The organism is Pseudomonas sp. LB3P58, assembly GCF_054897895.1.
Genome location: NZ_JBUBVE010000001.1, coordinates 1,708,717 through 1,722,882, shown reverse-complemented (window position 1 = coordinate 1,722,882; position 14,166 = coordinate 1,708,717). Strand labels below are relative to the sequence as shown.

12 protein-coding genes are annotated in these 14,166 nt (G+C 60.0%); 11 read left to right on the top strand and 1 reads right to left on the bottom strand.

The window, feature by feature from the left end; genetic code table 11:
- The first annotated feature begins 133 nt into the window (after nt 1-133).
- From psrA to ACYZTZ_RS08000, 11 genes are all read left to right on the top strand, one after another.
- A complete protein-coding gene (psrA, locus tag ACYZTZ_RS08050; protein ID WP_056744711.1) occupies nt 134-1,225 on the top strand; it encodes an iron-containing alcohol dehydrogenase PsrA in 1,092 nt (363 codons plus the stop codon).
- Between the two features lie 126 nt (nt 1,226-1,351).
- Nucleotides 1,352-2,647 carry an MFS transporter gene (locus tag ACYZTZ_RS08045; protein ID WP_461997755.1) on the top strand — a complete coding sequence of 432 codons (1,296 nt, stop codon included), beginning with the start codon at nt 1,352-1,354 and terminating at the stop codon, nt 2,645-2,647.
- A 53-nt stretch (nt 2,648-2,700) separates the two neighbouring features.
- Nucleotides 2,701-3,573, top strand: coding sequence for a LysR substrate-binding domain-containing protein (locus tag ACYZTZ_RS08040; protein WP_056744707.1), 873 nt, complete (start codon nt 2,701-2,703; stop codon nt 3,571-3,573).
- Nucleotides 3,574-3,659: 86 nt separating this feature from the next.
- Complete coding sequence (gene phnX, locus ACYZTZ_RS08035; RefSeq protein ID WP_056744705.1) at nt 3,660-4,487, top strand: phosphonoacetaldehyde hydrolase; 828 nt, start codon at nt 3,660-3,662, stop codon at nt 4,485-4,487.
- Nucleotides 4,488-4,561: 74 nt separating this feature from the next.
- Entirely contained in the window at nt 4,562-6,082 is a 1,521-nt protein-coding gene (gene exaC, locus ACYZTZ_RS08030; protein ID WP_461997754.1) for an acetaldehyde dehydrogenase ExaC, read from the top strand.
- A 359-nt stretch (nt 6,083-6,441) separates the two neighbouring features.
- Entirely contained in the window at nt 6,442-7,251 is an 810-nt protein-coding gene (locus tag ACYZTZ_RS08025; RefSeq protein ID WP_461997753.1) for a response regulator transcription factor, read from the top strand.
- Nucleotides 7,252-7,356: 105 nt separating this feature from the next.
- Nucleotides 7,357-8,484 carry an ABC transporter ATP-binding protein gene (locus ACYZTZ_RS08020; RefSeq protein WP_403144341.1) on the top strand — a complete coding sequence of 376 codons (1,128 nt, stop codon included), beginning with the start codon at nt 7,357-7,359 and terminating at the stop codon, nt 8,482-8,484.
- Between the two features lie 39 nt (nt 8,485-8,523).
- Nucleotides 8,524-9,666, top strand: a complete 1,143-nt coding sequence (locus ACYZTZ_RS08015; RefSeq protein ID WP_461963421.1) for an ABC transporter substrate-binding protein — start codon at nt 8,524-8,526, stop codon at nt 9,664-9,666.
- Nucleotides 9,667-9,697: 31 nt separating this feature from the next.
- On the top strand, nt 9,698-10,615 hold the full coding sequence (locus tag ACYZTZ_RS08010) for an ABC transporter permease (protein WP_461997752.1): 918 nt from the start codon (nt 9,698-9,700) through the stop codon (nt 10,613-10,615).
- Between the two features lies 1 nt (nt 10,616).
- Nucleotides 10,617-11,444 carry an ABC transporter permease gene (locus ACYZTZ_RS08005; protein ID WP_095128548.1) on the top strand — a complete coding sequence of 276 codons (828 nt, stop codon included), beginning with the start codon at nt 10,617-10,619 and terminating at the stop codon, nt 11,442-11,444.
- Nucleotides 11,437-12,909: an aldehyde dehydrogenase family protein gene (locus ACYZTZ_RS08000; protein WP_461997751.1), complete on the top strand. Its 1,473-nt coding sequence runs from the start codon at nt 11,437-11,439 to the stop codon at nt 12,907-12,909. The genes ACYZTZ_RS08005 and ACYZTZ_RS08000 overlap by 8 nt, the downstream gene beginning before the upstream one ends.
- Nucleotides 12,910-13,178: 269 nt before the next feature.
- On the opposite strand, the gene ACYZTZ_RS07995 is transcribed toward ACYZTZ_RS08000, so the two are convergent.
- The gene (locus ACYZTZ_RS07995) at nt 13,179-14,144 is read right to left on the bottom strand and encodes an NTP transferase domain-containing protein (RefSeq protein ID WP_461997750.1); all 966 of its coding nucleotides are present in this window, start codon (nt 14,142-14,144) and stop codon (nt 13,179-13,181) included.
- Nucleotides 14,145-14,166 lie beyond the last annotated feature (22 nt).

Below are 14,166 nucleotides of genomic sequence, written 5' to 3'. Positions count from 1 at the left end.
GGTTACGAGCAGGCCTTCACTCTGACCTCGGTATCGGTTCAGCCGATAGAAGCCTGCGAATTATCGATTTGAGCTGACGTCGGCGTCCCCCGAGTATGGGGCCACCTCCAACAACAAAAACAAAGGACCCGCTATGACTGCCCGATTCCACAATCCAGTTGATACACGTTTCGGCTGGGGCAGCCTTCTCGAGCTTGCCTCTATCACCGAAAACCAAAAGGTCGCCCTTGTCACTTTTCCCGAAGCTCGCGGGCTGGGATTGGTCGATCGTATTGAGGACCTGCTGGGCGACCGATTGGTGTACGTCATCGAGGATGTCCAGCCCAATCCGGACGTGGCTCAACTGCGCGATACGTATGAGCGCTTTTGGCAGGAGGCCGGCGAATGTCACGCAGTCATCGCTGTGGGCGGAGGCAGCGCCATCGACACCGCCAAGGCGTTGATCGTGGGCACTGAGTCGGGTCGTTTTGATGAATTGCTCGCGTTGCTGGCAACGGGTAAACCCTTCGTCCCGGCGCGTAGCAAGTTACTGATTGCAGCCCCGACCACGGCGGGTACCGGCAGTGAAGTTACCCCTTGGGCCACCATCTGGGACTCGGCAAGCCACAAGAAATACTCTCTGCACCTGGACAGCACCTGGCCGAAAGTGGCCATTGTCGATCCGCAGTTAATGCTGACGGTTCCGGCGGGGGTCACTGTTTCAACGGGCCTGGATGCCCTGTCTCATGCGCTGGAGTCGATCTGGAACATCAATGCCAACCCGATCTCGGACACCTTCGCCATCTCCGCCATCGAGGACATCCTGGAATGCCTGCCGCTGCTGCGTCATGACTTGTCCAGCAGGGAACTACGTTCGCGCATGGCATTGGCTGCACTCAAGGCAGGGTTGGCTTTCTCCAATACCAAAACTGCACTGGCCCATTCGATTTCTTACGAAATGACCCTGCGCTACGGCCTGCCGCATGGTATCGCCTGCTCCTTCACTCTGCCGCTGGTGTTGGGCCTCGCCTGGGGCCACGACGAAGCGCGCGACCGAACCCTTCAGCGAATATTCGGCAACGACCTGCAGAGCGCTCAAGACCAATTGCGCGAGTTCCTGCATAGCCTGGGAGTGAAGACGGAGTTTGCCGACTACGGTGTAACGCCATCGGAAGCCGAGGAAATGATCAATTTCGCCATGCAGGGCGCCAGAGGCAAAAACTTCATCGGCTCACAGGCGGCCTAGCGCCTGCCAACCCCAACCAAGCACTGTCAGCGGCGTGACGAGCCGCGACGATTTCCTGCCGCACCCACAAAAGAGTGCACCCTCCGACACCATTCGGGGGGACCGAACAATAATAAGGAAAAGATCATGAATCGTGCCCAAACCATGCCTGGACTCGCAGTGCGCACCTCATCGTTCCGAGTAGCCCAGTGGCGCATGCTGCTGGCGGCGATGTTCTGCTATCTGTTTTTCTACACCGGCCGGCAGACATTCGGTTTCGCCATTCCGGGTATCCAGGCCGAGTTCGGCTTTACCAAGGAGCACCTAGGGTGGGCATCGGCGGCCATGCTCTGGGCCTATGCCATCGGCCAGGCCATCAACGGCAACCTTGCCGACAAATTCGGCGGCAGACGCATCATGACCGCCGGTGCCGTATTGTCCTGCGCCGCCAACTGGGTGACCAGCTTCGCCAGTGGTTTTACCGCTCTGATCTTGCCTTGGGGTCTCAACGGTTATTTCCAGGCATTGGGCTGGGCGCCCGGGAGTCGACTCATCTCCAATTGGTGGAGTGCCGGCGAGCGCGGCAAGGTGTATGGCTTTTACGTGTTTGCCGCCGGTTGCGCCTCTGTCCTTTCGTACGTGACCTCAATCGTTGTGCTTGAGGTGATGCATCTGGAGTGGCGCTGGATCTTTCGGTTGCCCGTGCTGCTGATGCTGGCTGGCGGCATCATCTTCTATCTGGTGGCCCGTGAACGTCCGCAGGACATGGGTTTCGAACCGCTCGCCGATACCGGCGTCGCCAATGCCGATGACAAAAACCACGAAGTGGCACACGGTGAAGTCGAATCGTCCGCGCAACGCTACAAAGCCGTTCTAAAGAACTTTCGTTTGATCATCGCCGCGGTATCCCTGGGATTCCAGAACGCTGCTCGCTATGGCTTGATCGTCTGGGTGCCGGTGCATTTTCTGGGTGCCAACTGGAAAAGCGGCGACAGCATGGTCGATCCGAAATGGATTACGGTTGCCCTGCCGGTGGGCATGGCCATCGGCGCCCTCAGTAATGGCTGGGTTTCGGACAAGCTGTTCGGCTCCAAACGCTACCTGGCGATCATGCTCTACATGTTCCTCGGTGCAGCGACCAGCCTGTGGATGTGGAGCCTCCCGCCTCATAGCGCAATTGGCCTGGTGGCGCTGTTCCTCTGTGGTTTCTTCGTTTACGGCCCGGCGTCGAGTTTCTGGGCGCTCTGCCCAGACCTGGTCGGCGCAAAGCGAGCTGGCACGGCAACCGGCGTGATGAACTTCTCGTCCTATCTGTTCGCCGGCCTGGCGGAACCGTTGATCGGCAGTATGCTCGACAGTACCGGCAACACTTCATTGATCTTCATCGTGGTCACCGCTGCATGCCTGTGCAGTGCGGCGGTCGCGTTGTTCATCAGACGCTGATTACGCAGCATGGATGCTGGTAGACAGGCAACGACTCAGGAACAGGACCTTCTATGTACCAGTACCACAAGTGGTTACGTTCCTTTCATGCGGTGGCGAAGACCGGCAGTTTCACCCTCGCCGCCGAGTACCTGAGCGTTGGTCAGCCGACTGTCAGTGAACAGGTCAACGCGCTGGAGAAGAAGTTCTCCGTGGAACTCTTTCATCGTCGAGGCCGTTTTATCGAAATGAGTTCGGCGGGACACAAGCTCTATGCGATCACCCAGGGGCTATTCGGCCAAGAGGATGAAGCCGTGCAACTTCTGCAAAGTTTCAAGCAACGCAAGACAGGCATGCTGCGCTTGGGCGCGGTCTCTCCTCCCATTGCGATGAACCTGACTTACGAATTGATGCAGCGGCATCCGGACATCGAGCTGGAGACGTCGTTTTCTCCCGAAAAAGAAACACTGGATCGTCTCTTCAACTTCGACATCGATGTGGCGATTCTTGCGCTCTCCGAATTCGACCAGCGCTTTGATACTCAGCTTTATCGACGCTATCCGATTATTGCCGTCGTCCGCGACGACCATCCCTGGGCCAGTCAGAAAGAGGTGCATGTCGAGCAGATCAGCAGCGAGAAGTGGGTCCTTCGTGAAAAAAGCTCTCGCACACGCCAACTGGTGGAAGAGAGCTGCAAGCGCCTGGACGTCGCCCTGAACTGCGTCATGCAGTTGAACAGTCGTGAAGCCATTGTCCATGCCATCGCCAAGGGCATCGGCATCGGTTTCGTTTCGGCCGTCGAGTACGCCGAAACGCCGGGCACCAAGCCGATCACCTTCGTCAATCATCCGTTTTCGATCGATTACCACCTGTGCTGCCTGGGTATTCGAAGGAACCGGCCAATGATCGCGGAGTTGTTCGACTCCAGTCCAATACCGACAACCTGATTCCGTAACGCGTTTCAACACTCAATAGGCTTACCTCCTGGTGACGAGAGGGACGGCCTACCCATACCCAAAAATGGAGATTCGTCATGCACTACAAACAACCCACTCATCTGCAAGCCGTTGTTCTGGACTGGGCGGGCACCGTCGTTGATTTCGGTTCCTTCGCCCCAACTCAAATTTTCGTCGAAGCGTTCGGCGAGTTTGGCGTAGCCGTTTCGCTGGAGGAAGCACGTGGCCCCATGGGCATGGGCAAGTGGGACCACATCCGCACGTTATGCAACCAGCCACAGATCGCCGAACGCTACCGAGCGGTCTTTGATCGCCTGCCGACCGATGATGATGTCACGGCGCTTTATGAGCGCTTCATGCCGCTGCAAATCGAGAAGATCGCGTTGCATTCCGCCGTGATTCCCGGAGCACTGGATGCCATCGGTGCCTTGCGCGACAAGGGCCTGAAAATCGGTTCGTGTTCCGGTTACCCGGCCGTCGTCATGGCAAAAGTGGTGGAGCTGGCGCGACAGAACGGCTACGTCGCCGACCATGTGGTAGCGACAGACGAAGTGCCTAATGGTCGCCCGCACCCTGCTCAGGCCTTGGCCAACGTTATCGCCTTGGGGATCAGTGACGTCGCGGCTTGCGTGAAGGTCGACGACACGTGGCCCGGCATTCTCGAAGGTCGTAGCGCAGGTATGTGGACAGTCGCATTGACCTGCTCCGGCAACGCACTGGGCTTGACCTACGATCAGTACAAGGCGTTGCCCTCCGACAAGCTGGCCGAAGAACGTGCCCGCATCATCAAGATGTTCGAAGGCTCTCGCCCGCACTATCTGATCGACACCATCGTCGAGTTGCCGGCAGTCATCGAAGACATCAATGCCCGCCTGGCGCGCGGTGAAACCCCTCAGGGTTCCTGACGCCATACGGCGGCTGAAGCTGACAGTGGCCGTCCACGGACGGCCGCAACGGATAACAACAAGAGAGACTCATCATGATCTACGCCCAACCTGGCACTCCCGGTGCCATCGTTTCCTTCAAGTCCCGTTATGGCAACTACATCGGCGGTGAGTTCGTTGCGCCGGTCAATGGTCAGTACTTCACCACGACTTCTCCCGTGAATGGCCAACCGATTGCCGAATTCCCGCGCTCCACGGCCGAAGACATCGAAAAGGCCCTGGACGCTGCCCACGCGGCGGCTGATGCCTGGGGCGCCACGTCCGCCCAGGCTCGCTCGCTGGTGCTGCTGAAAATCGCCGACCGCATCGAACAGAACCTCGAAGTCCTGGCAATCACCGAGTCCTGGGACAACGGTAAAGCCGTGCGTGAAACCCTCAACGCCGACATCCCGCTGGCGGCGGACCATTTCCGCTACTTCGCCGGTTGCATCCGCGCTCAGGAAGGCAGCGCCGCCGAGATCGACGGCAACACCGTGGCCTATCACATCCATGAACCACTGGGCGTGGTCGGCCAGATCATCCCGTGGAACTTCCCGATCCTGATGGCCGCCTGGAAACTCGCCCCGGCCCTGGCGGCTGGTAACTGCGTGGTGCTCAAGCCCGCCGAACAAACCCCGCTGGGCATTACCGTGCTGATGGAGCTGATCGGCGACATGTTGCCGCCGGGCGTGCTGAACGTCGTGCAAGGCTTCGGCAAAGAAGCCGGCGAAGCGCTGGCCACCAGCAAACGCATCGCCAAGATCGCCTTCACCGGCTCGACCCCGGTCGGCTCGCACATCATGAAATGCGCCGCCGAAAACATCATTCCGTCCACCGTGGAGCTGGGTGGCAAGTCGCCGAACATCTTCTTCGCTGACATCATGCAAGCCGAAGAAACCTTCATCGAAAAAGCCGCCGAAGGCCTGGTGCTGGCGTTCTTCAACCAGGGCGAAGTCTGCACCTGCCCGTCCCGCGCCTTGGTGCAAGAATCGATCTACGACGACTTCATGAAAGTCGTGATGAAGAAAGTGCTGTCGATCAAACGTGGTGACCCGCTGGACACCGACACCATGGTCGGCGCCCAGGCGTCCGAGCAGCAATTCGACAAAATCCTTTCGTACCTGGAAATCGCCAAGGGCGAAGGCGCCGAGCTGCTGACCGGCGGCAAGATTGAAAAACTCGAGGGCAACCTGGCGACCGGGTATTACATCCAGCCGACCCTGCTCAAGGGCACCAACAAAATGCGCGTGTTCCAGGAAGAAATCTTTGGCCCGGTGGTGAGCATCACTACCTTCAAGGACGAAGCCGAAGCCCTGGCCATCGCCAACGACACCGAGTTCGGCCTGGGTGCCGGTCTGTGGACCCGCGACATCAACCGCGCCTATCGCATGGGCCGCGCCATCAAGGCCGGTCGTGTGTGGACCAACTGCTACCACCTGTACCCGGCGCACGCCGCGTTCGGCGGTTACAAAAAATCCGGCGTCGGTCGTGAAACCCACAAAATGATGCTCGATCACTATCAGCAGACCAAAAACCTGCTGGTGAGCTACGATATCAATCCGCTGGGTTTCTTCTAAAAAAGCGTGGGCGATGCAGATGTTTCTGCGTCGCCCTTTCAATAGTCATCGCGAGCGGGCTCGCTCCCACAGTGATTTTGGCCAGTTCCAAAAGGTGGGGTTCACTTCACAACCCTGTGGGAGCGAGCTTGCTCGCGATGGCGTGAAACAGGCCGAGCGTTAGCTCGCCTGCAGCTTTTGATCTTGATGCACCGCCCCCATCACTTCTGATACCAACCCTGTGGCACTCGGTAACATCCGGCGCTGTTACGGTGCGTCTTTTCAACGACTCGACGTCACGCGCCCCGCTCTACAAGGCCAAAAACAGCCATGGCGCAAATTGTGCATCTAAACGCAATCCAATCCTGCTTGAAGCCGCCATGCGCCCCAAGGAATTGAAACTCTGGACTACCGGTGTTGCCCATTTACTGGACCTTCCTCCCGGGCATGCGCGGTTAGCAGGCTTAAGTCACTGGTTGCGGCAAGTATGCCCGGTCGATCACTTCGTTCTGTTCGTCTACGAAGGCAATCATCGGCCGTTGGCGCTGTTCGACACCTTCGCAGCCGACAAGCGTGCGGTGTATGTCGATGACTATCAATGCGGGCCCTATTTACTTGATCCGTTCTACCTGGCATGCACTCGCGGGCAAGCGCCTGGACTGTGGCGTTTGCGCCAGTTCGCACCCGACCACTTCTACCTCGGCGAGTATTACCTGACGTATTACCAGCAAACCGGGCTGGCTGAAGAAGTGGCGTTTTTCGTCGACCTCGGCGGCGGCGCCATGGCCGTTCTGTCGTTGATGCGATCCACCGCCAGCTGTGCTTTTGGTCGTGACGAGATGCAGTTGATCGAGTGTGCGCAGGCTGTGGTTGAACAGGTCATCAATGAAGCCTGGCGTTTGCGTCAAGCCCTGCAACCACGCCCGGCGCAGGACCTGGACTTCAAGATCCGCGAAGCCTTCGATCAGTTCGGCGCGCACATCCTCACCCACCGCGAACAAGAGATTGTGCAGTTGCTGCTACGCGGTCACTCCAGCGCCTCGGTCGCCGAACAACTGGGCATCAGTCCTGGCACGGTGAAGATTCACCGCAAGAACATCTACGCCAAGCTCGGCATCGGCAGCCAGTCCGAATTGCTCGGGCTGTTTATCCGCGACCTTACCGGTCAGGAACTGGTCGTCGAAGCCTGACACCTGAAACCGACTCTATCCCCCAAGGGATATATACAGCGCAAAACCCCGATTGCTAGTTTGGCCCCCGACGCACTGATTCATCACTGCAAGGGAGCCCGCCTCGTGAACAACAGCGTGAACGACACTTCGCCAAGCGATATCGAATTCTGCAACGTGGTCAAACGCTATGGCGAGGTGTCGGCCGTCAATGGCCTGAACTTCGCGGTGCGTCGCGGCTCATTCCATTCCTTCCTCGGCGGTTCCGGCTGCGGCAAAACCACCACCCTGCGCATGATAGCCGGCTTCGAACAGCCCAGTAGCGGCGAAGTGCGCCTGTCGGGCAAGAACGTTGCCGGAGTGCCGGCGTTTGAGCGGCCGGTGAACATGGTGTTCCAGCATTACGCCCTCTTCCCGCACCTGACAGTGGCGCAGAACATCGCCTATGGGCTGCGTTATCGCACCCCGCGACCCGACAAAAAAACTCAACTGCGCATGGCTGATGAAGCGTTGGAAATGGTGCGCCTGAGCGGCTTCGGCCAACGCAAGCCGAGTGAACTTTCCGGCGGCCAACAGCAGCGCGTGGCCCTGGCCCGGGCGCTGGTGAACAAGCCGACCGTGTTGCTGCTGGACGAGCCGCTGGCGGCGCTGGACCGCAAGCTGCGCAAGGAAATGCAATCCGAATTGCTGCGCCTGCAACGCGAAGTCGGCATCACCTTTGTGCTGGTCACCCACGATCAGGAAGAAGCCTTGTCGATGAGTGACAGCATCAGCGTGATGCACAACGGTTCGATCATCCAGACCGCCACCCCGGAACAACTGTATGAAGCGCCGGCCAGCCGTTACGTGGCCGACTTTATTGGCGAATCCAATCTGTTCAACGGCACGGTTCGTCAAATGCAGGGCGATTCAGTAGTGCTGCGCACCGAGCAAGGACTGGAACTGACCAGCCCATTGACGCCCACCGGCAAAGCCTTAAGCGCAGACGTCGCCGGTTGCATCGCGGTGCGCCCTGAGCTGATCAGCATCGCCAGCGCCAACGCCGACATGACCCGAGAAGTGAAGCTGCAAGGCCACGTGGAAGACCGCATCTACCTCGGCAACTCCACCGAATACCGCGTGCGCACCCAAGCCTTTGGCGTGGTTTGCGTGCGTGTGCCGCGCCAACAGGATCACGGCGCCAATGCATTCGAACACGGCGCTGCAGTGAGCGTCGGCTGGGATCACGCCAATGGCCTGGCCATGGCGTTGTAAATCATCGATTCGTTTCATCAACCGAATGTGGAGCGTGCTATGGACCAGAAGACGTTTATCAAAACCCTGCGTAGCTGGCAGAACGGCTCGATCAGCCGCCGCGAGTTCCTTGGCCGCACAGGCCTGGGAATTGCCGCAGCGGTGGTCGCAACCAACATGCCTGGCCTGCTGACTTCCACCGCCGAGGCCGCCGAGCAGGCCAAGCTGGGCGATCGCCTGTCGCTGGCGACCTGGCCGAATTACCACAGCCAGGAAAACCTCGACACCTTCGCCAAAACCACCGGTGCGCGCGTTTCGATGAGCGTGTTCGGTTCCAACGAAGAGATGCTTGCCAAATTGCAGGCCGGTGGCAGTGGCTGGGACGTACTGGTGCCGACCAACTACACCATCAGCACTTACGTTGGCCTGGGCCTGATCGAACCATTGGACTTGTCGCGCATTCCCAACTTTGAGGCGTCGGCTTTCCAGCAAAAGTTCATGGCCCAAGGAACGGTGGACGGCAAGGTGTATGCGGTACCGAAAAACTGGGGCACTACCGGCATGCTCTACGACGCCGGCAAACTGAAGAACGGCCCCGCCAGCTGGAAAGAATTCTGGGCAGCAGCTCAAGGCCCCGCCAGCGGCCGGACAATGGTTCACGATTACCAACTGACCGCCATCGGCAACGCGCTGAAAAGCTTCGGCTATAGCTTCAATTCCCTGGACCCGAAAGAACTGGCCGATGCCGAAAAACTGCTGATCGAGGTCAAGCCGCACCTGTTCGCCATCAACTCCGACATCCAGCCGTCAATGCGCAGCGGCGATGCCTGGCTGGCGATGTCCTGGACCGGCGATGCCTCTCAGTTGCACCGCGACAACGCGCAGATGCAGTTCGAACTGGGCAAGGAAGGTGGCGAACTGTGGAGTGACTTCTTTGCCATACCCAAAAGCTCGGAGCACAAGGACGCGGCCTACGCCTTCATCAACTACCTGCTCGATCCGCAGCACAACAAGCTCGAAGTGTTGAGCCACGGCTACCCGAGCGGCGACAAACGCGTCGATGCGTTGCTGCCCACCGCCATGCTCGACGATCCGATCATGTACCCGGCCGCCGAAGCGCTCAGTCCTCTGGAGTTCGGTGCCGCGGCGACGCTCACCAGCCCGGCGCGCGCCGAATTGATGGCTCGCTTCAAGTCCGCCTGATCGCCTGGCCATGGCCAATGAGGAGTCCCCCATGAACGTCGCCACCCACCCACAAACGGTGCAGCCGGGCAATGCCCTGTCGGTCGAGGTTCGCCAACGGCGCAGCCTCGGCCGGCGGATCACCCTGCTGATGCTCTTGCCCTCGACCTTGTGGTTCCTGCTGCTGTTGTTGATGCCGCTAGTGATCATCCTGGTCTTCAGTTTCGGCGAGCGCAGTGCCGTGGGCGGTTACGCCGGTGGCTTCACGCTGGCCAACTACCTGAACCTCGGTTCCCGTGGCGCGGCGTTCAGCAACACGCTGATGTTGGCGCCGCTGGGCACGCTGGTGTGCCTGGTGGCGGCTTACCCGCTGGCGTATTTTCTGGCAGTCAAGGTCAGCAAGAACCGCTCGCTGCTGCTGACGCTGGTGATCGTGCCGTTCTGGACCAGTTTCCTGATCCGCACTTACGCCTGGATTTTCATCCTCAGCGGCAAGGGCATTCCGGCCCTGCTCGCCAGCCTTGGCCTTGAGGACGTGCGGCTGATCAATACGCCGTGGGCGGTGCTGATCGGCATCGTTTACGGCTACTTGCCGCTGATGGTGTTTCCGATTTACGTCAGCCTGGAAAAACTCGACAAGCGTCTGCTCGAAGCCTCTGCGGACCTGGGTGCCAGCGCTTTCGAAAGTTTCCGGCGGATCACCCTGCCACTCTCCGCGCCCGGGATCATCACCGGGGTGATGCTGGTGTTCATCCTGTTGATGGGCGAGTTCCTGATCCCGGCCATTCTCGGTGGCGGCAAAGTGTTCTTCGTCGGCAACGCACTGGTCGACCTGTTTCTGCAATCGCGCAACTGGCCCTTTGGAAGCGCGCTGGCGATGACTTTGGTGGCGATGATGCTGCTGATCATCGGCGTGTATTTGAAACTGGTGGCGCGCTATGGCGGCCGCCCTGCCGACGGAGGGTTGTGACATGTGGCTGCGCAGCTATTCGACTTCGCTGTACCTGTTTCTCTACGCACCGATCGCGTTGATCGTGCTGTTCAGCTTCAACGCCGGGCGCAGTGGCCTGGCGTTCGAATGCTGCTCGGTGCAGTGGTTTGGTCGCGCGTTTGGCAACCCGTTCATCATGGAAGCGCTGGGCCATAGCGCGTTCATTGCCTTCACTTCAGCGGTGATTGCCACGTTGTTCGGCACGCTCGCGGTGTTCGGTTTGCAACGTGCCGGCGCCAAAGTGCGGTTGCTGTTCGATGCGCTGACCTATTGCGCAATCATCGTGCCTGGGATCGTCATCGGTATCTCGACGCTGATTGCGTTCATTAGCCTGTTCGACCTGATCAACCCGTTGCTGGCGAGCTGGATACCGAGCGTTCCACGGTTGAACATGGGCTTCTTTACCGTGATCGCCGCGCACTCGCTGTTCACCATGGCGTTGGTCATGGTGATCGTGCGCAGCCGCGTCGACTCACTGGACAAGGCCTTGCTGGAAGCCTCGGCCGACCTCTACGCCCCCCCAATGCAAACGTTCTGGCGGGTCACCCTGCCGCAGATCAGTCCGGCGATCATGGCCGGGTTTCTCCTGGCGTTCACCTTCAGCTTCGACGATTTCATCATCGCGTTCTTCGTCGCCGGTTCCGAAACAACCTTGCCGATCTACATCTTTTCATCCATCCGCCGCGGCGTGACCCCGGAGATCAACGCGGTTTCGACCGTCATCATCTGCGCGTCGCTGGCGCTGCTGTTCACTTCCCGTCACCTGCAAAACCGCCGCACCGGCGTCCAGGAGTCTCACCATGCGTGATCAGCTTTACATCAACGGCGAGTGGGTCAGCCCGGATCTGGGCGGTTACCTGGACGTCATCGACCCGGCCACCGGACAGGCTTTCCATCGGGTCGCCGCGGGCACTGAGGAAGACGTCGATCATGCGGTCCGCGCCGCCAGGCGAGCGTTCGATAACGGCTGGAGCCAAACCACTGGCGCCGAGCGCGCGCAGTGGCTGGAAGCGTTGGCTGATGAACTGGACAGTGGTCAACAGGCGTTGGCTGAACTGGAAGTGCGCGACAACGGCAAACCGTTGCCCGAAGCGCAGTGGGACGTTGGCGATGCGATCGGTTGCTTTCGTTACTACGCCGGATTGGCCCGGGAACTGGATCAACAGCAGGACCAACCGCTGGCGCTGCCGGACGAGCGTTTTCGCTGCCGCATCCGTCATGAGCCGATCGGCGTTGCCGGGCAGATCATCCCCTGGAACTACCCGCTGCTGATGGCCGCGTGGAAGGTCGCGCCCGCCTTGGCCGCCGGGGCCACGCTGGTGTTGAAACCGTCCGAACTGACACCACTGACGGCACTGGAACTGGCCGCGGCCGCCGACCGCATCGGTCTGCCGGCCGGGGTCCTGAACGTTGTGACCGGTCTTGGAGCCGACGCCGGCGGCCCGCTCACCGAACACCCTGGCGTGGACAAACTGGCCTTCACCGGCAGCGTGCCCACCGGGGCAAAAATCATGTCGGCGGCCGCTCGCGACATCAAGAACATCAGCCTGGAGCTGGGCGGAAAGTCTGCGTTGATTGTGTTCGACGACGCCGATGTCGACGCGGCGGTGGAGTGGATACTGTTCGGGATTTTCTGGAACCAGGGCCAGGTGTGCAGCGCCACTTCACGCTTGCTGGTGCAGGAAAACATCGCCTCGCGGTTGATCGAGCGACTGGTTGAGGAAACCCGCAAGATCACCATCGGCCCAGGGCTGGAACCCGGCGTGTTGTTGGGCCCTTTGGTCAGTCGGGGTCAACACGACAAGGTCCTCGGCTTTATCGATCAGGGACTGGCCAGCGGCGCACGCCTGCTCACCGGAGGTCGGCAGCCGGCGTATCTGCCAGAGGGTTATTTCATCGAACCGGCCATCTTCGACGAGCCCGGACACAGCAGCATCCTCTGGCGCGAAGAGGTGTTCGGCCCGGTGCTGTGCATCAAGCGCTTCAAGACTGAAGAGCAAGCCTTGCAAATGGCTAACGCCAGTCGCTTCGGCCTTGCCGCCGCCGTGATGAGTGCTGATTTGCAACGTACCGCCCGCGTCGCCAACCAACTGCGCGCCGGGATTATCTGGGTCAACTGCTCGCAACCCACCTTCGTCGAGGCGCCGTGGGGCGGCATGAAACACAGCGGCATTGGCCGGGAACTCGGCCAATGGGGGCTGCACAATTATCTGGAGGTGAAGCAAGTGACCGAATACGTCAGCGACCAGCCATGGGGCTGGTATCTGAAATAGCCAGCCAAAACGCGCCCCTGTAGCAGCTGGCGAAGCCTGCGTTCGGCTGCGTAGCAGTCGTGAAATCAGGAGACGCGGTGGATCAGGAAGACCGCACGCTCAGGTTTAACGACTGCTGCGTCCGATCGCGGCCCGAACCGAACGCAGGCTTCGCCAGCTGCTACATGGTTTGGAGTTAACTGGTGCTTCAGTTCAAGTACCTGACCCAGACGATCCCGGCGCGAAAGCGTCGGGCGATCCATTCGCCGCCGATGTACAGCCGTTGATAATCACGCATGGCAAACTCCTTCATTCAGCGGCGGCTCCAGCCGAATATTTTCCAGACGACTGAACGCGTCGACCCGCACCCCGCTGCCCACGCTCACTCCCGGTCCAAACACCACGCAAGGTTCGATGCATACGTCCCTGGCCAGCTGCGTATCAGCACTGAAGAACACCGTATCCGCCGCCATCAGGCTGACGCCCGACTGCATGGCCGCTTGGCGTCGCCGCTGCTGGAAAAGCTGTTCGGCAGCATGCAATTGCTCGCGATCATTAACCCCGAGCACGTCGTCTTCATCGACCTCCACCGCCGTGACTTGCAGCCCGGCGCTGTTGGCCACGGCCACCGCGTCGGTGAGGTAGTACTCGCCTTGTGCGTTTTGGTTGCCGATACGTTCCAGCAACCAGAGACAGGTGTCGGCACGCAAGCCCATGACACCGCCATTGCAGAAGCCGACGTCCAATTCTTGCGGGCTGGCGTCCTTGGCTTCGCGAATGGCCAGCAAGCGACCTTCTTCCACCAACAGTCGCCCATAAGGCCCGGGGTTTTCAGTCTGAAACCCGGCAACCGCAACCGCGGCACCGTCGATCAGCGTCTGACGTAGCTGCAACAACGTCTGCGGACTGATCAACGGTGAATCGCCAAACAACACCAACACGCAGCCCTGCTCATGGGCCTGCAACGCGGCGCGAGCCGCGAGCAATGCGTGCGCCGTGCCCAATTGTTCGTGCTGGGTAAACAACTGCGCCGTGGGCGCAGCCTGTTGCAAGTAATCGGCAACCGGTCGACTGCCAGCACCCAGCACCACCGCCACTTGCTCGATGCCCGCCGCCTCGACCGCCGCCAGGACATGGCCGAGCAGCGGTCGATTACCCACCGGGTGCATGACTTTCGGCAGTTGCGAACGCATGCGAGTGCCCTGCCCGGCCGCGAGAATCACCGCCAGGGTTGACCAGGAAATGTTGTCGCTCATTGCGATCCTCCCAAGTACCGCG

What these genes read in the sequence shown, in the direction of transcription:
- psrA (WP_056744711.1), top strand. Translation starts at nt 134, where the DNA reads ATGACTGCCCGATTCCACAATCCAGTTGATACACGTTTCGGCTGGGGC.
- ACYZTZ_RS08045 (WP_461997755.1), top strand. Translation starts at nt 1,352, where the DNA reads ATGAATCGTGCCCAAACCATGCCTGGACTCGCAGTGCGCACCTCATCG.
- ACYZTZ_RS08040 (WP_056744707.1), top strand. Translation starts at nt 2,701, where the DNA reads ATGTACCAGTACCACAAGTGGTTACGTTCCTTTCATGCGGTGGCGAAG.
- phnX (WP_056744705.1), top strand. Translation starts at nt 3,660, where the DNA reads ATGCACTACAAACAACCCACTCATCTGCAAGCCGTTGTTCTGGACTGG.
- exaC (WP_461997754.1), top strand. Translation starts at nt 4,562, where the DNA reads ATGATCTACGCCCAACCTGGCACTCCCGGTGCCATCGTTTCCTTCAAG.
- ACYZTZ_RS08025 (WP_461997753.1), top strand. Translation starts at nt 6,442, where the DNA reads ATGCGCCCCAAGGAATTGAAACTCTGGACTACCGGTGTTGCCCATTTA.
- ACYZTZ_RS08015 (WP_461963421.1), top strand. Translation starts at nt 8,524, where the DNA reads ATGGACCAGAAGACGTTTATCAAAACCCTGCGTAGCTGGCAGAACGGC.
- ACYZTZ_RS08010 (WP_461997752.1), top strand. Translation starts at nt 9,698, where the DNA reads ATGAACGTCGCCACCCACCCACAAACGGTGCAGCCGGGCAATGCCCTG.
- ACYZTZ_RS08005 (WP_095128548.1), top strand. Translation starts at nt 10,617, where the DNA reads ATGTGGCTGCGCAGCTATTCGACTTCGCTGTACCTGTTTCTCTACGCA.
- ACYZTZ_RS08000 (WP_461997751.1), top strand. Translation starts at nt 11,437, where the DNA reads ATGCGTGATCAGCTTTACATCAACGGCGAGTGGGTCAGCCCGGATCTG.
- ACYZTZ_RS07995 (WP_461997750.1), bottom strand. Translation starts at nt 14,144, where the DNA reads ATGAGCGACAACATTTCCTGGTCAACCCTGGCGGTGATTCTCGCGGCC.